The sequence below is a fragment of the Streptomyces sp. NPDC039609 genome (assembly GCF_055596705.1).
The window spans coordinates 190,636-206,732 of sequence record NZ_JBVIUJ010000012.1; the positions used below are offsets into that span (position 1 = coordinate 190,636).

Here is a 16,097-nt window from a genome sequence, read left to right on the forward strand (position 1 = left end):
GTTCACAAGTGGGGGGACTCTCAGCGTGGCATCGGTCGAGGGGGTCGACAAGAGGGCGTGACCAAGTACGCGGGGCGCGGGGGGCGTGCGAGACGGTCCCCGCGCGCGGGGGTCAGCTCTTCTGGTTCAGATAGCTCAGCAGCTCGCCGTGGAGCAGGCCGTTCGACGCCGCCGCGTTGCCGCTGTGCGGGCCGTGCCGCCCGTCGAGGCCGGTGAACGTGCCGCCCGCCTCCTGGACGACGATCGCCGTGGCCGCCATGTCCCAGAGGGACAGCTCGGGTTCGGCGCAGATGTCCACCGCGCCCTCGGCGACCATCATGTACGGCCAGAAGTCGCCGTACGCCCGTGTCCGCCAGCACGCGCGCGTGAGGTCGAGGAAGCCGTCGAGGCGATCGCGCTCCTCCCAGCCGCTCAACGAGGAGTACGCGAAGGAGGCGTCACCGAGCTCCGAGACCTTCGAGACCTGGATCCGCGTCGCCGACGTCAGGCTGCGGCCCGTGTACGCGCCCGCTCCCTTCGCCGCCCACCAGCGGCGGCCGAGCGCCGGAGCCGAGACCACGCCCACCACCGGCTGGAAGCCGGTGTCACCGGCCTCCATCAGCGCGATCAGCGTCGCCCAGACCGGCACGCCGCGCACGTAGTTCTTGGTGCCGTCGATCGGGTCGATCACCCAGCGGCGCGGGCCCGTGCCCTCCACGCCGTACTCCTCGCCCAGGATCGCGTCGCGCGGCCGGGCGCGCTGGAGCTGACCGCGGATCAGCTCCTCCGCGGCCTTGTCCGCCTCGCTGACCGGCGTCATGTCCGGCTTGGTCTCGACCTTCAGGTCGAGCGCCTTGAACCGGTCCATGGTGGCCGCGTCGGCGGCATCCGCGAGGACATGGGCGAGGCGGAGATCGTCGTGGTAATCGGCCATGGTCGAAACTCTATCCCTCGAAGGGACGTGGCCTTACGGGAGTCCTTGACAGCGCGTTGCCACACGTCAACTCTGTGCGCAGTACCGTTCTGGCCGGGAGGCGACGATGCCTACTGCCCGTGAGGCCCTGCTGAACGCCGCGCTGGCGGCGCTCGGGGGGCTGCCCTGGTCCGCGGTCCGGATGGTCGACGTGGCCTCCGCCGCGGGAGTCTCCCGGCAGACCCTCTACAACGAGTTCGGCAGCAAAGAAGGACTGGCGCGCGCGCTGGTACGGCGCGAGGCGGACGCCTACCTCCAGGGCGTGGACCAGGTCCTCGCCCGGCCCGTCCCGCCCGTGCGCAACCTCGCCGCCGTCGCCGAGTGGACCGTCGCCGCGGCCGGCGCGCGCCCGGTGCTGCGCGCGCTGCTCACCGGCTCCTGGGGCGAGCGGCTCCCGACGCCCCGCCCGACGAGGGCCGGTGCCCGCGCCTCCGCCGTACCCGCCCAGCGGCGCGCCGACGCCGGGGTGCCCTCGCCCGCGGACCTGCTCGGACTCGCCCGCGACCGGGCCGCGACGGCGCTCGCCGGGAGCGGACGTGAGGACGTGCTGCGGTCGTGCGAGGTCGCCCTGCGCCTCGCGCTGTCGTACGTCGTCGCCCCGGGGCCGTCCGCGGCGGACGGTCAGTGGGCCGAACCCGAGAGCTGGAGGCCGACGACGCCGACGATCACCAGCGTGATCGAGACGATCTTCAGGGTGGACACGACGTCACCCAGGAAGACCATGCCGTAGATCGCCGTCCCGGCCGCGCCGATGCCGGTCCACACCGCGTACGCGGGGCCCACATCCAGCTTGCGCAGGGCGAGGGTCAGCAGTCCGAAGCTCCCGAGGGCGAAGCAGGCGAAGGCGACGGTCGGCCAGAACCGGGTGAACCCGTGCGAGAGCTTCAGGCAGACGGCGAAGCCCGTTTCCAGCAGCCCCGCCACCACCACCAGCAGCCACGCCATCGTCAGTGCCTCCCACGCCGTCGCTGACTGCTTCGTCTCACTTGGTGCGATTATGCACTTACCAGCAGCAGCCGACCGCAAACGTGCACGATTCAGTCGCCTTCGCGTCGCTCCCTGGTCGCGAGCAGTCGTCGCAGTGAATACAGCCGCGCCGGATCGGCGTGCCCCTCGGCCACCCATGTGTCCAGCGCGCAGTCCGGCTCGTCGTGGCTGCAGGCGCGCGGACAGTTCTCCGTACCCGGTACGAGATCGGGGAAGGCGAGGATCACCCGGGACGGGTCGACGTGGTTCAGGCCGAAGGAGCGCACGCCCGGGGTGTCGATGACCCAGCCGCCCTCCTTGTCGTTGAGCGGCAGGGCGAGCGCGGAGGTGGTGGTGTGCCTGCCGCGGCCCGTCACCGCGTTGACGACACCCGTGGTCCGCCGCCGGTCCGCCGGGACCAGCGCGTTGACCAGGGTCGTCTTGCCGACACCGGAGTGCCCGACGAACGCGGTGGTCCGCCCCTTGAGGTGCTCGTGCACCCGCTCGGCGGCGACCCCGTCCACGAACTCGTCGCGGGTGGTGACCACATGCGGCACACCGAGCGCGCCGTACATCTCCAGGAGCTCGTCCGGCTTGGCCAGGTCCGACTTCGTCAGGACGAGGAGCGGGGTCAGTCCACCGTCGTACGCGGCGACCAGACAGCGGTCGATGAGCCGCGGACGGGGCTCGGGGTCGGCGAGCGCCGTGACGATCGCCAGCTGGTCGGCGTTGGCCACGACCACGCGCTCGAACGGATCGTCGTCGTCGGCCGTGCGGCGGAGCACGGAGCTGCGCTCACCGATCCGTACGATCCGGGCCAGCGTGTCCTTCTCGCCGGACAGATCGCCCACGAGGGAGACCCGGTCGCCGACGACCGCGGCCTTGCGGCCCAGCTCGCGGGCCTTCATCGCCATGACGACCCGGTCGTCGACGAGACACGTGAGCCGGCCACGGTCCACGGTGAGGACCATGCCCTCGACCGCGTCCTCGTGCTTGGGACGGATGCTGGTACGGGGACGGTTGCCCTTGCGGTTGGGCCGCTGGCGGATGTCGTCCTCGTCGGTGTGCTTGCCGTAGCGCCGCATGGATCAGACTCCGAGCATTTCGGTCCACATCCTGGGGAAGTCGGGCAAGGTCTTGGCGGTCGTCGCCACGTTCTCGATCTCCACGCCCTCGACCGCGAGGCCGATGATCGCGCCCGCCGTCGCCATGCGGTGGTCGTGGTACGTGTGGAACACACCGCCGTGCAGCGGGCGCGGGCGGATGTGCAGACCGTCCTCGGTCTCCGTCACATCGCCGCCGAGTTCGTTGATCTCCTTGGTCAGGGCCGCCAGGCGGTCCGTCTCATGGAGCCGCAGATGGGCGACGCCGCGCAGGGTGGAGGGGGAGTCGGCCAGTGCCGCGACCGCCGCGATGCCGGGTGTCAGCTCGCCGACCTCGCTCAGGTCGACGTCGATGCCGTGGATCCGGCCGGTGCCGGTGAAGGTGAGACCCGCCTCGGTCAGCTCGCAGGAGCCACCCATCTCGGTGAAGATCTCGCGCAGCGCGTCACCGGGCTGAGTGGTTCGCGCCGGCCAGTCCGGAACGGTGACCCGGCCACCGGTGACCAGGGCCGCGGCCAGGAACGGCTGGGCGTTGGACAGATCGGGCTCGACGGTCAGGTCCCGGCCGAGCAGGGCCGAGGGAGAGACCCGCCAAACGTTCGGCTCGCCCCCGGTCTCCGGCTCGTCGACCTGGGCGCCGACCACGCGCAGCATGTCGACGGTCATCCGGATGTGGGGCATGGAGGGCAGGTTCGCGCCGACGTGGCGTACCTCCACGCCCTGGTTGAAGCGCGGCGCGGAGAGCAGCAGCGCGCTGACGAACTGCGAGGACGAGGAGGCGTCGATCTCCACAGGGCCACCGTCCAGCCCCCCGCCGCCGTGCACGGTCATCGGCAGCGCGCCACGCCCGTCGTCGTCGATCCGCGCGCCGAGCACACGCAGCGCGTCGATCACGCCGTTCAGCGGCCGCTCGTGGGAACGGGCGTCGCCGTCGAAGTGCACCGGGCCGTCGGCGAGGGCCGCGACCGGCGGCAGGAAGCGCATGACCGTACCGGCGTTGCCGACGTCCACCGTCGCCGGGCCGCGCAGCGCGGCCGGGATGATCCGCCACGCCTCGCCCGTACCGTCCGGGCCCACGCCCTCCTCGATCCGCACGCCCAGCGTGCGCAGCGCCTCGGCCATCAGCAGCGTGTCGCGGGAGCGCAGCGGGCGGCGCAGCCAGCCCGGCTCGGCGGCGAGCGCGGCGAGGACCAGGCCGCGGTTGGTGACCGACTTCGATCCGGGCACGGTGACGGTCGCGTCGACAGGACCGCTCGCGTGCGGGGCGGGCCAGGGGTCTGTCTGCAGGTCGGTGTGCGAGGAGGTTTCGGTCATGCCCTCACTTTAGTGGGGCCCGCACCGACTACAGCCCCAGCAGCCAGCGGCCTCCGCCGATCAGGGAACAGATCGAGACGGCGTGGAAGAAGAACAGCCAGAGGGCCGGGTGGACATGGGTGAGACGGGCGAGCTGGTCGGCGTCCGAGTCCGGCGCGCCGCCGTGGCGCCGCTTGCCCTGGAGCTCGAAGACCGGCCGGACGCCGCCGAGGAGCAGGAACCAGACGACCGAGTACGCGAACGCCGACTGGACGTCCGGGCCGGTCAGCCAGGAGACCAGGAGGAACGCGGCGCCGGTCAGGAGCACGGTGAAGATCCCGTACGCGTTGCGGACCATCACCAGCATGGCCAGCAGGAGCGCGGTGGCCAGCCAGAGCAGCAGCGTGACCCGGTGGTCGGCCAGCAGCCACGCGCCGCCGAGGCCGAGCAGCGGGGCGGCGGTGTAACCGGCGGCGGCGGTGAGGATCATGCCGATGCCGGTCGGGCGGCCGCGGGAGACCGTGAGGCCGCTGGTGTCCGAGTGGAGCCGGATGGACTGCAGCCGGCGGCCGGTGAGGAGGGCGATCAGACCGTGGCCGCCCTCGTGGGCGATGGTGATGGCGTTGCGGGACAGCCGCCATATCGCGCGGGGGACCGTGACGAGCAGCGCGGCCACGCCGGTGACGATCACCAGCCACTCTTCCGGGGCGGGCTGCGTGCCGAGGACTTCGTTCATTTTCTGGATCGGCTCCTCAGCGGGGTCGGATCAGACTGGTGCCGGTGCGAAGCACCGTCGTTGCGGGGTGGTGGTCGGGAGACGGGAGGGAGTGGCAGTGTGGCACGTATGTGCGGACGGTATGCAGCGAGTCGTCGGCCCGAGGACCTGGTGGGTGTCTTCGAGGTCGAGAAGTGGGAGCCCGAGGAGACCCTGGCTCCCGACTGGAACGTGGCCCCGACCAAGGAGGTCTACGCGGTCCTGGAACGCCCCCTGAAAGACGCGGATTCACCACGCCCGGTTCGCCAGCTGCGGACATTGAAGTGGGGCCTGGTGCCGTCCTGGTCGAAGTCGCCGGAGGGCGCTGCCAGGATGATCAACGCGCGGGCGGAGACGATCGCCGAGAAGCCGTCGTTCAAGCGGGCCTTCTCCGCGCGGCGGTGCATCCTGCCCGCCGACGGCTACTACGAGTGGGTGACCGGCTCGGGGGAGCGGGAGCTGGAGGTCGAGGGGAAGAAGAAGCGGCCGCGGAAGCAGCCCTACTTCGTGACCCCGGCGGACGGCTCGGTCTTCGCGATGGCCGGACTCTACGAGTTCTGGCGCGACCGCACGCTGCCCGACGACCACCCGTCGGCGTGGTGGGTGACGTGCTCCGTGATCACGACGGAGGCGGAGAAGGGACCGCTGGGCGTCGCCCCGGAGGAGGGTCCCCACTCGCTCGCGGACATCCACCCCCGGATGCCGCTGATGCTGACCCCGGACCGCTGGGACGCCTGGCTGGACCCTCGGCACACGGACGTGGAGGACCTGCGCGGGATGCTCGCGGCCCCGCCGGAGGGGCTGATGCGGGCCTACCCGGTGGCCACGGCGGTCAGCAACGTCCGCAACAACGGCCCGGAGCTCCTGACCGAGCTGGAGGGCCCGGAGGTCGGCACGCTGTTCTGAGCGCCGCCCCGGACGGTCCCGCGCGGCAGGATGGGCGCGTGACCAAGAGCGAGAACGTGACGACCGACGCCGGGGACGCCCGGATCACCTGGCACCCCGGCAAGAAGCCGTGGACGGTCCTGGCCCTCAGCCATGGGGCCGGCGGCGGGATCGAGGCGCGGGACCTCCAGGCCCTCGCCGGGAGGCTGCCGGCGCGGGGGGTGACGGTGGCGCTCGTCGAGCAGCCGTGGCGGGTCGCCGGGAAGAAGGTGGCACCCGCGCCGAAGACCCTGGACGTCGGATGGCGCGGGATCTGGCCCGCGCTCACGAAGCCCGGCCTCCCGGTGATCGCCGGGGGTCGCAGCGCCGGCGCCCGGGTCGCCTGCCGGACCGGGAAGGAGCTCGGGGCCGCCGCCGTGCTCGCCCTGAGCTTCCCGCTGCACCCGCCGGGCCGGCCGGAGCGTTCCCGGGCCGATGAACTGCTCGGGACGGGCCTGCCCACTCTGGTCGTCCAGGGCGGCAACGATTCCTTCGGAAAGCCCGAGGAGTTCCCCGAAGGGCCGTACCGACTCGTCGAGGTCCCGTACGGCGATCACAGCTTCGCCGTCGCCAAACGCGCCCCCGTCACACCGGACGGGACCGTCGAACTCATCGTCGAAGAAGTCACTTCGTGGGTCGCGTCACTCCGGGAATGTTGAGCGTGCGACCACGGTTGTCACGCATGTCGGTGTGAGAGCAAGGAAGAGGGAGTCCGTCGCATGGGTTCGACCATCTGCCCCGAGCGCGCGCAGGCCGCTGACCTCGACTGGACAGTGCTGCCCGCTCCCAAGGCCGCCCCTATTCGAGCGGCGGGCGGAGCGGTTCCTCGTCTATCCTCCGAATCGAGCGGGTCCGCATTCGGGTTCGCCGCAGCGTTGGAGGAGGTGGGTCCGGTCACTGGGACCGACACAGGGACCGACGACGGCCCCGAGGAGACGACCGCGGAGCGCAACGCGCGCTTCGAGCGGGACGCCCTCGGATTCCTCGACCAGATGTACTCCGCCGCGCTGCGTATGACGCGCAATCCCGCGGACGCCGAGGACCTGGTGCAGGAGACGTATGCCAAGGCGTACGGCTCGTTCCACCAGTTCCGCGAGGGTACGAATCTGAAGGCGTGGCTGTACCGCATTCTGACCAACACCTTCATCAACTCGTACCGCAAGAAGCAGCGTGAGCCCCAGCGCAGCGCCGCCGAGGAGATCGAGGACTGGCAGCTCGCCCGCGCCGAGTCGCACATGTCGACCGGTCTGCGCTCCGCGGAGTCCCAGGCCCTCGACCACCTGCCGGACTCCGACGTGAAGGAAGCGCTCCAGGCGATCCCCGAGGAATTCCGCATCGCCGTCTATCTCGCGGATGTCGAGGGCTTTGCGTACAAGGAGATCGCGGACATCATGGGTACACCCATCGGTACGGTGATGTCCCGACTGCACCGGGGCCGCCGCCAGTTGCGCGGCATGCTCGAGGACTACGCCCGTGATCGCGGGCTCGTTCCCGCGGGCGCCGGAGAGTCGTCGAACGATCTGAAAGGCTCGGGCTCATGAGCTGCGGAGAGCCGCACGAGACGGATTGCTCAGAGGTCCTGGATCATCTCTACGAGTTCCTCGACCATGAGATGCCCGACAGTGACTGCACCAAGTTCGAGGTGCACTTCGAGGAGTGCTCCCCGTGCCTGGAGAAGTACGGCCTGGAGCAGGCGGTGAAGAAGCTCGTCAAGCGGTGCTGCGGCAGTGACGACGTGCCCACCGATCTGCGGGCCAAGGTGATGGGCCGCATCGACCTCATCCGCTCCGGCCAGCTGGTGCCCGAGCAGGACATGGACATCACGGCGACCGCCCAGGAGTGACCGCCGATCCCGCCTGAGGGCCGTCGCGAGGTGATCGCGACGGCCCTCAGGCGTTCATCAGCTTGTATCACCCGATGGTGCGAATCGTGCGCCGACCGCCCTCACGCGCCGTCCAACTCGCTAGCGTGACAGGCGTGATGGGCGTGATGGCGATTCCGCGAGCGGCACGGGTGTACATCGGCTGCGCCCTCCTCGGCGCCGCCGGGTGCGTCCTGCCCGCCCTGCACCCCGGCGCGCAGACCCCCTGGGGCACCGTCGCGCTGCTCGCCGCCCTCTACGCCGGGTGCGAGCTGCCCGGCCGCTGCCCGCTGCTCGGCCGGGCGCTGGGCGGCTCGGTGCCCTTGGGAGCCGGATCGTTCTTTCCGGTCCTGCTGGCCTCGGCGCTGCTCCTGCCGCCCTCCGCCGCCGCGCTGACAGCGCTGCCCGGAGCGCTGCTCTCCCGCGTCGAGCAGCGGCCGGCCGGCGTACGCCGACTGTGGCGGGCCGGTCAGCTCGTGCTCGCCGTCTGGACCGCGTCCCTGGTCGCCGCCGTCCTGAGCTGCGACGACGTCCTCGGCCACGGGAAGCACACCCCCGATTTCCCGTACGTCCTGCTGCCGGCCGGGGCCTCCGCGCTCACCTTCTGCCTGGTCCTGACCGCCCTCGACGGCGGAATCCGGACGACGGCCGAGGGCCTCGCCCCGGGCACCGCCTGGCGCGGCCTCTTCGTCCGCGCCCTCGCCCCGCACGCCGTGCACGGACTCGCCGGGCTGATGATGGCGGTGCTGTGGCGCAGCACGTACGGCCCCGTCGCCGCGCTCTTCGTCCTGCTGCCGATGTACATCTCGTGCTGGATCTTCGCCCAGTACCACCGCGAAAGCGCCGCGCACCAGGCGACGATCCGCGCCCTGGTCCAGGCCGTCGACATCAAGGACAAGTACACCCGGGGACACAGCGAACGGGTCGGCCGGGCCTCCGTGCTGATCGCCCGTGAGCTGGGCATGGCGGAGGAGCGCCTGGAGATCCTCCGCTTCGCGGGGATCCTCCACGACGTCGGCAAGCTCGGCGTACCGACCCGGGTGCTCACGAAGGACGGACCGCTGACACCCGAGGAGCGCCGGATCATCGAACTGCACCCGGAGTACGGACACGAGATGGTCCGGGGCATCGGCTTCCTGGGCGAGGCACGGGCGGCGATCCTGCACCACCACGAGAAGATGGACGGGACCGGCTACCCGTACGGGCTCAGGGGCGCCCAGATCCCGGAGTTCGCCCGGGTGGTGGCGGTCGCCGACGCCTTCGACGCCATGACGTCGACCCGGTGCTACAGCAGGGCGCGGCCGGTGGGGACGGCGGTGGCGGAACTGGAGCGGTGCGCGGGCACGCACTTCGACCCGCGGATGGTACGGGCCCTGGTCCGGGCGCTCGACCTTCACGGCTGGCAGACGGCCGTCACCGCCGACGAGCCACCGCTCCCTGGCGCGGGCGTTCCGCCGGCGAGGATCTCCGGCGCGGGCGACCCGCCGGATCCCGTGCGGATCTCCGGCGCCGGCGACCCGCCCGATCCCGCGCGGAGCCCCGGCACGGGCAACCCGTCCGCCCCCGCCCCCGCTCCTCCCCACGTCCGGGCGCCCCGCGCGGACGCCGTCCCGTCCGCGGCCGCTCGCGCCCGCGGCGCCGAGGCCCGCCGCGCGGGCCCCTCTGCGCCGAAGGCCCACGTCCCGCCCGGTCGGCGCGCATGAGGCCCGGGGCGGTCACCGTCGGCGCGGTCCACGGGACCGCGCTCGTCCTCACCGTCGCCGGACTCGCCTCCACGCTCTGGTACGGGATCGACGAGCCCGGTCACGCCCTCGCCTTCGGCGTGCTCATCGCGCTCGGCGAGCTCGCCCGCTGGGGCGCCCCGCCCGTGCTCGGCGAGCTCCGGGGCAGGGAACCCGCGCCGATCGCCGCCGCCGGAGCCCTCGCGTACGCCCTGCTCGGCGAGAGCGGGGGCCGCACCACCACCCACGGCGTGCTCCAGGTCATCGCGGTCGTCGTCGCGGCGGGGCTCGCCGGGATCGTTCCGCACATCGCCCGGGGCAAGGGCCCCGGCCTTCACCACCTGGAGCGGCGCATTCTCACGGTGGCCTTCGCCGCCCTCTGCTTCCAGCCGCTCTACAACTCGGGCGAGCTCACCCACTACCTCGGCCAGGGCCCCTCCTACGCCCTCTACCTGCTGCTTCTGCTCGTCCTCACCTCCCTGTGCGACGCCGTGCTCGCCGCCCTGATGCTCCGGGCCCGCACCCTCCCCCGTCGCGCCCTGCGGCGTACGGGAAGTACCCCCATCCCGTACGGCCCCCTCCTGCGCGACGAGCTCCGCGCCCTCCTCGGCATCGGCTCCGCGGTCTGCGCCACCGGCACCGTGATGGCCCTCGGAGTGGCCGCCGCGGGGCTCTGGGCGCTGCCCGTCTTCTGCGTACCGCTGCTGCTCACCCAGGTCTCCTTCCGGCGCTACGCGGCCGTGCGCACCACCAACCGGCAGACCATCGCCTCCCTCGCCCGCGCCACCGAGATCGCCGGCTACACCGCGCCCGGCCACGCCCACCGCGTCGCCGCCCTCAGCGGCGCCGTCGGGCGCGAGCTGGGGCTCTCCGGGTCCGAGCTGACCGTCCTGGAGTACGCGGCGCTCATGCACGACATCGGGCAGCTCTCCCTCGTCGACCCCGTCCCGGAGGGTGCCACGGCTCTCCTCCCGGCCGAGGAGCAGCGCCGGATCGCCCTCCTCGGCGGCGCGGTCGTCCGCCAGACCGGGGTCCCCGCGGCCGTGGCCGTCGTCGTGGAACGGCAGGCCGATCCGTACCGCGACCAACCCCTGCCCGCCCGGATCGTCCGTACCGTCAACGCCTACGACGACCTCGCGGGCCACAGCGCCGGCGGGGCGCTCGCCGCCCTCGAAAGGCTCCGCCTGTCCACGGCCCGCGACCATCAGCCGAAGGTCGTGGAATCCCTCGCCAGAGTCCTGGCAAGGGGCGGCGTCACCCCTGTCCCTCCTGGGTAACCCATGGGTAATGAGCGCGCGTCCAACCGGGCATGGTTGGATGCGAACAAGAGGGTGAAGCGACCGGCAGGCGGGAATCGTGAGGATCTTCGGGAAGGTACGGCATCGGCCCTCCGCCTCGTGGCGGCAGGCCACCGACCGCGCGTTCACGCTGATCGGCGACGGCCGGTACGAGGACGCGGGTGCGCTGCTCACGCGCGCGGCGGATCTGGAGCCCTGGCTCTCGGAGTCCTGGTTCAACCTGGCGCTGCTGCACAAGTTCCGGCACGACTGGGAGCAGGCGCGGGCCGCCGGGCTGCGCGCCGTCGCGCTCCTCGACAAGGAGACCGGCGCCCCGGACTGGTGGAATGTCGGCATCGCCGCCACCGCGCTCCAGGACTGGCCGCTGGCCCGCCGCGCCTGGCAGGCGTACGGGCTGAAGGTGCCCGGGGCCTCCTCCGGGACCGGTGAGCCCGCCGGCATGGAGCTCGGCAGCGCCGCCGTCCGGCTCTCGCCCGAGGGCGAGGCCGAGGTCGTGTGGGGCCGCAGGCTCGACCCGGCCCGTATCGAGGTGCTGTCCATCCCGCTGCCGTCCTCCGGCCGGCGCTGGGGCGAGGTCGTCCTCCACGACGGCGTGCCCAACGGCGAGCGCACCACCACCGCGGGCCCCTCCTACCCCGTCTTCGACGAGATCGAGCTGTGGGCCCCCTCGCCCGTCCCCACCTGGGTGGTCCTCCTGGAGGCCGCCACCGAGGCCGACCGCGACGCCCTGGAGCAGCTCGCCGCGGACGCCGGATTCGCCGCCGAGGACTGGTCCTCGTCGGTCCGGCTGCTCTGTCGCGCCTGCTCCGAGTCGACGATGCCCAGCGCCGAGGGCGAGGGCGAGCATCTCGACCCCCACGACCACAGCGAACCGGGACACCCCGGCCCCCTCGGTCACCGCTCGCCCGGCGAGCTCTGGGTCCCCGAACGGGAGTGCGGGATCGCCGCGCCCGTCGGCCTGGTCCGCGGGCTCCTCGACGGCTGGGTGGCGGACAGCCCCGACAACCGCGAGTGGCGGGATCTCGAAGAGGTCTGCTGAACTGCCCGGATCCTGCCCTTAGGCTGTACGGGACCATCGACTGGGGTTCTGAGGAAGGCGTGCGGCGGAATGGCGCAGCAGGAGACTGACGAGCAGATCAACGACGGTTTCGTCGTCGACACGGAGGACTGCGAGGCGCGTGAGCTCGCGTACCGCGAGCGCGGCACGGCGCGCCCGATCACGGTCGTCGGCAACCCGGTGCTCCACAAGGAGTGCAAGGAGGTCACCGAGTTCGGAGACGAGCTCGCCGCCCTGATCGACGACATGTTCGCCAGCCAGAAGGCGGCCGAGGGCGTGGGCCTGGCCGCGAACCAGATCGGTGTGGACCTCAAGGTCTTCGTCTACGACTGCCCCGACGACGAGGGCGTGCGGCACACCGGTGTCGTCGTCAACCCGGTGCTCCAGGACCTGCCTGCCGACCGCCGCGTTCTGGACGACTCCAACGAGGGCTGCCTGTCGGTCCCGACCGCGTACGCCTCGCTGGCCCGCCCGGACTACGCCGAGGTCCACGGCCAGGACGCCCAGGGCAACCCGATCAAGGTCCGCGGCACCGGCTACTTCGCCCGCTGCCTCCAGCACGAGACGGACCACCTGTACGGCTACCTGTACATCGACCGCCTCTCCAAGCGCGACCGCAAGGACGCGCTGCGCCAGATGGAAGAGGGCACCCCGCGCTACGAGACCGTCCCGAACGACTGATCTCGCTCCCGCTCTCGTACGAGTGCATGACGAAGGCCCCGCTCCCCCCGGAGCGGGGCCCTTCGTCATCTGCGGCCGGGACCTAGAAGTCCTCGTCCAGGTCCACCGAGCCCTCGACCGCCACCTGGTACGCGGACGGACGGCGCTCGAAGAAGTTCGTCAGCTCCTGGACGCCCTGGAGTTCCATGAAGGAGAAGGGGTTGTCGGAGCCGTAGACCGGGGAGAGGCCGAGGCGTACGAGGCGCTGGTCGGCGACGCACTGGAGGTACTCGCGCATCGACTCGGTGTTCATGCCGGGGAGGCCGTCACCGCAGAGGTCGCGGCCGAACTGCAGTTCCGCTTCGACGGCTTCCTTGATCATGGCGGTGATCTGTCGGCCGAGCTCGTCGTCGAAGAGCTCGGGCTCTTCCTGCCGTACGGTGTCGACGAACGCGAAAGCGGCGTCCATGTGGCAACTTTCGTCGCGGAACACCCAGTTGGTGCCGGTTGCGAGCCCGTGCAGCAGACCGCGGGACCGGAACCAGTACACGTAGGCGAAGGCGCCGTAGAAGAACAGGCCCTCGATGCACGCGGCGAAGCAGATCAGGTTCAGCAGGAAGCGACGGCGGTCGGCCTGCGTCTCCAGCCGGTCGATCTTCTCGACCGAGTCCATCCACTTGAAGCAGAACTGCGCCTTCTCGCGGATGGAGGGGATGTTCTCGACGGCGGCGAACGCGGCGGCGCGGTCCTCCGGGTCGGGCAGGTAGGTGTCGAGCAGCGTCAGATAGAACTGGACGTGCACGGCCTCCTCGAACAGCTGGCGCGAGAGGTACAGCCGCGCCTCGGGGGAGTTGATGTGCTTGTACAGCGTCAGCACGAGGTTGTTGGCGACGATCGAGTCACCGGTCGCGAAGAACGCGACCAGACGGCCGATCATGTGCTGCTCACCCGGCGTCAGCTTGGCGAGGTCGGCGACGTCCGAGTGGAGGTCGACCTCCTCCACCGTCCACGTGTTCTTGATCGCGTCCCGGTAGCGCTCGTAGAAGTCCGGGTAGCGCATGGGGCGGAGAGTCAGCTCGAAGCCCGGGTCGAGGAGGTTCTTCTGTTCGTTGGAGCTCATTACTGGCAGGCCTCGCAGGACTCGGGGTTCTCAAGGGAGCAGGCGACGGCGTCGGGGTCGGCGACCTGCTGGACGGGGATGGTGGCGGCGGTGGGCGTCGCGGCCTGGGCCGCGCGGGCGATCCGCGTCGCCGGGCGGGAGCGCAGGTAGTACGTCGTCTTCAGGCCCTGCTTCCAGGCGTACGCGTACATCGACGACAGCTTGCCGATCGTCGGCGTCTCCAGGAACAGGTTCAGGGACTGCGACTGGTCCAGGAACGGCGTACGGGCCGCCGCCATGTCGATCAGGCCGCGCTGCGGGATCTCCCACGCCGTGCGGTACAGCTCGCGGACCTCGGCCGGGACCCAGGTGAAGCCTGCCACCGAGCCGTTGGACTCGCGCAGCGCCTCACGGGTCTGCGCGTCCCACACGCCGAGCTTCTTCAGCTCGTCGACCAGGTACGAGTTGACCTGGAGGAACTCGCCGGAGAGCGTCTCGCGCTTGAACAGGTTGGAGACCTGCGGCTCGATGCACTCGTACACGCCCGCGATCGAGGCGATGGTCGCTGTCGGCGCGATGGCGAGGAGGAGGCTGTTGCGCATCCCGACGGCGGCGATCCGCTCGCGCAGCGCGGCCCAGCGCTCGGGCCAGTTGAGCTCGACGTCGTAGTGGTCGGGGTGCAGCACACCGCGCGCCGTGCGGGTCTTGTCCCAGGCCGGCAGCGGCCCGTTGCGCTCGGCGAGGTCGGCGGACGCCTCGTACGCGGCGAGCATGATCCGCTCGGCGATACGGGTGGACAGCGCGCGTGCCTCGGGGGAGTCGAACGGCAGCTTCAGCTGGAAGAAGACGTCCTGGAGACCCATCGCGCCCAGGCCCACCGGGCGCCAGCGGGCGTTGGAGTTGCCGGCCTGCTCGGTCGGGTAGAAGTTGATGTCCACGACCCGGTCGAGGAACGTGACGGCCGTACGGACGGTCGCGTCGAGCCGCTCCCAGTCGATGGAGCCGTTCAGGACGAAGGCGCCGAGGTTGACCGAGCCCAGGTTGCAGACGGCCGTCTCCCCGTCGTCCGTGACCTCCAGGATCTCCGTGCAGAGGTTGGAGGAGTGGACCGTGTGGCCCGGCTCGGCCGTCTGGTTGGCCGTACGGTTCGAGGCGTCCTTGAACGTCATCCAGCCGTTGCCGGTCTGGGCCAGGGTCCGCATCATCCGGCCGTACAGGTCACGGGCCGGCATGGTCTTGCGGGCCAGGCCCTTCGCCTCGGCGGCCCGGTACGCGGCGTCGAACTCCTCGCCCCACAGGTCGACCAGCTCGGGCACGTCGGCCGGGGAGAACAGCGACCAGTCGGCGTCCGCGTTGACCCGGCGCATGAACTCGTCCGGGATCCAGTGCGCGAGGTTCAGGTTGTGCGTACGCCGGGCGTCCTCACCGGTGTTGTCGCGCAGCTCCAGGAACTCCTCGATGTCCGCGTGCCAGGTCTCCAGGTAGACCGCGGCCGCGCCCTTGCGCCGGCCGCCCTGGTTCACGGCGGCGACGGAGGCGTCGAGCGTCTTCAGGAACGGCACGATGCCGTTGGAGTGCCCGTTGGTGCCGCGGATCAGCGAACCGCGGGCGCGGATGCGGGAGTACGAGAGCCCGATGCCGCCGGCGTGCTTCGACAGACGCGCGACCTGGTGGTAGCGGTCGTAGATCGAGTCCAGCTCGTCCAGCGGGGAGTCCAGCAGATAGCAGGAGGACATCTGCGGGTGGCGGGTGCCGGAGTTGAAGAGCGTGGGGGAGGAGGGCAGGTAGTCGAGCCGGCTCATCATCCCGTACAGCGCCGCGACCTCGTCCAGCGCGCGGGTGGAGTCGTCCTCGGCCAGGCCGCAGGCGACGCGCAGCATGAAGTGCTGCGGGGTCTCGATCACCTTGCGGGTGATCGGGTGGCGCAGCAGGTAGCGGGAGAAGAGGGTGCGCAGACCGAAGTAGCCGAAGCGGTCGTCGGCGTCCGCGTCGATGAGCGTGTCGAGCCGCTCGGCGTGCAGCCGGACGAACTCGGCGGTGCGGTCGGCGATCAGGCCCTCGTGGTGACCGACGGCGACCGAGGCGGAGAAGGAGTACGCGCCCTGTCCGGCCGCCTCGTCGGCGATGGTGATGGTCAGGAGCCGGGCGGCGAGCCGGGAGTACGCGGGGTCCTCGGCGATCAGACCGGCGGCCGCCTCCGTGGCCAGCTCGCGCAGCTCGGCCTCGTCCGAACCGGCGTTGCGGCCACGCAGCGCGGCGGCGGCGACCTTGCCGGGGTCGGTGTCGGGGAGATCGGCGGTGAGGTCGGTCAGGGTCCGCAGAAGTACGGTCCCGGGTCCGTCGCTCTCGATCGCTGCGGCCGGATCGGCGGGCGCGATGGTCACGTGGGGGCTCTCCCTCGCTCGGCTC

The 16,097-nt window shown here is 71.4% G+C and carries 16 protein-coding genes; 9 read left to right on the plus strand and 7 right to left on the minus strand.

The genetic code is table 11. The features are described 5' to 3' along the window. Positions 1-112: 112 nt before the first annotated feature. Positions 113-913: a histidinol-phosphatase gene (hisN, locus tag ACZ561_RS31315; RefSeq protein WP_376441356.1), complete on the minus strand. Its 801-nt coding sequence runs from the start codon at positions 911-913 to the stop codon at positions 113-115. Positions 914-1,019: 106 nt separating this feature from the next. On the opposite strand from hisN, the gene ACZ561_RS31320 reads away from it, so the two are divergent. Then, positions 1,020-1,682 (plus strand): TetR/AcrR family transcriptional regulator, encoded by a 663-nt coding sequence (locus ACZ561_RS31320; protein WP_471001394.1) that lies wholly within the window; start codon positions 1,020-1,022, stop codon positions 1,680-1,682. On the opposite strand, the gene ACZ561_RS31325 is transcribed toward ACZ561_RS31320, so the two are convergent. From ACZ561_RS31325 to ACZ561_RS31340, 4 genes are all read right to left on the minus strand, one after another. Then, complete coding sequence (locus ACZ561_RS31325) at positions 1,574-1,897, minus strand: DMT family transporter (protein WP_376441362.1); 324 nt, start codon at positions 1,895-1,897, stop codon at positions 1,574-1,576. The two genes, ACZ561_RS31320 and ACZ561_RS31325, sit on opposite strands and share 109 nt — an antisense overlap. A gap of 92 nt (positions 1,898-1,989) precedes the next feature. Further along, positions 1,990-3,003, minus strand: a complete 1,014-nt coding sequence (rsgA, locus tag ACZ561_RS31330) for a ribosome small subunit-dependent GTPase A (protein ID WP_471001397.1) — start codon at positions 3,001-3,003, stop codon at positions 1,990-1,992. A gap of 3 nt (positions 3,004-3,006) precedes the next feature. After that, positions 3,007-4,335, minus strand: coding sequence for a 3-phosphoshikimate 1-carboxyvinyltransferase (gene aroA / locus ACZ561_RS31335; protein ID WP_471001400.1), 1,329 nt, complete (start codon positions 4,333-4,335; stop codon positions 3,007-3,009). Positions 4,336-4,363: 28 nt separating this feature from the next. Continuing rightward, a complete protein-coding gene (locus tag ACZ561_RS31340) occupies positions 4,364-5,050 on the minus strand; it encodes a M50 family metallopeptidase (RefSeq protein ID WP_471001403.1) in 687 nt (228 codons plus the stop codon). 108 nt (positions 5,051-5,158) lie between these two features. Between ACZ561_RS31340 and ACZ561_RS31345 the strand changes: the two genes are divergently transcribed. From ACZ561_RS31345 to def, 8 genes are all read left to right on the plus strand, one after another. After that, the gene (locus ACZ561_RS31345; RefSeq protein ID WP_471001406.1) at positions 5,159-5,974 is read left to right on the plus strand and encodes an SOS response-associated peptidase; all 816 of its coding nucleotides are present in this window, start codon (positions 5,159-5,161) and stop codon (positions 5,972-5,974) included. A 38-nt stretch (positions 5,975-6,012) separates the two neighbouring features. Then, positions 6,013-6,651 carry an alpha/beta hydrolase family protein gene (locus ACZ561_RS31350; RefSeq protein ID WP_471001409.1) on the plus strand — a complete coding sequence of 213 codons (639 nt, stop codon included), beginning with the start codon at positions 6,013-6,015 and terminating at the stop codon, positions 6,649-6,651. A 225-nt stretch (positions 6,652-6,876) separates the two neighbouring features. Next, the gene (locus ACZ561_RS31355; RefSeq protein ID WP_055641410.1) at positions 6,877-7,533 is read left to right on the plus strand and encodes a sigma-70 family RNA polymerase sigma factor; all 657 of its coding nucleotides are present in this window, start codon (positions 6,877-6,879) and stop codon (positions 7,531-7,533) included. Beyond that, on the plus strand, positions 7,530-7,835 hold the full coding sequence (rsrA, locus tag ACZ561_RS31360) for a mycothiol system anti-sigma-R factor (protein ID WP_376441382.1): 306 nt from the start codon (positions 7,530-7,532) through the stop codon (positions 7,833-7,835). Before ACZ561_RS31355 ends, rsrA begins: the two co-directional genes overlap by 4 nt. 143 nt (positions 7,836-7,978) lie before the next feature. Continuing rightward, complete coding sequence (locus tag ACZ561_RS31365; protein WP_471001511.1) at positions 7,979-9,556, plus strand: HD domain-containing phosphohydrolase; 1,578 nt, start codon at positions 7,979-7,981, stop codon at positions 9,554-9,556. Beyond that, a complete protein-coding gene (locus tag ACZ561_RS31370; protein ID WP_471001413.1) occupies positions 9,553-10,851 on the plus strand; it encodes an HD-GYP domain-containing protein in 1,299 nt (432 codons plus the stop codon). The genes ACZ561_RS31365 and ACZ561_RS31370 overlap by 4 nt, the downstream gene beginning before the upstream one ends. A gap of 79 nt (positions 10,852-10,930) precedes the next feature. Then, positions 10,931-11,911 carry a tetratricopeptide repeat protein gene (locus ACZ561_RS31375; protein ID WP_471001416.1) on the plus strand — a complete coding sequence of 327 codons (981 nt, stop codon included), beginning with the start codon at positions 10,931-10,933 and terminating at the stop codon, positions 11,909-11,911. Positions 11,912-11,980: 69 nt separating this feature from the next. Continuing rightward, a complete protein-coding gene (gene def / locus ACZ561_RS31380) occupies positions 11,981-12,610 on the plus strand; it encodes a peptide deformylase (protein ID WP_376441391.1) in 630 nt (209 codons plus the stop codon). Positions 12,611-12,692: 82 nt separating this feature from the next. On the opposite strand, the gene ACZ561_RS31385 is transcribed toward def, so the two are convergent. Both ACZ561_RS31385 and ACZ561_RS31390 read right to left on the minus strand, forming a co-directional pair. After that, entirely contained in the window at positions 12,693-13,709 is a 1,017-nt protein-coding gene (locus tag ACZ561_RS31385; RefSeq protein ID WP_471001419.1) for a ribonucleotide-diphosphate reductase subunit beta, read from the minus strand. Next, the gene (locus tag ACZ561_RS31390; RefSeq protein ID WP_471001422.1) at positions 13,709-16,072 is read right to left on the minus strand and encodes a ribonucleoside-diphosphate reductase subunit alpha; all 2,364 of its coding nucleotides are present in this window, start codon (positions 16,070-16,072) and stop codon (positions 13,709-13,711) included. Before ACZ561_RS31390 ends, ACZ561_RS31385 begins: the two co-directional genes overlap by 1 nt. Positions 16,073-16,097 lie beyond the last annotated feature (25 nt).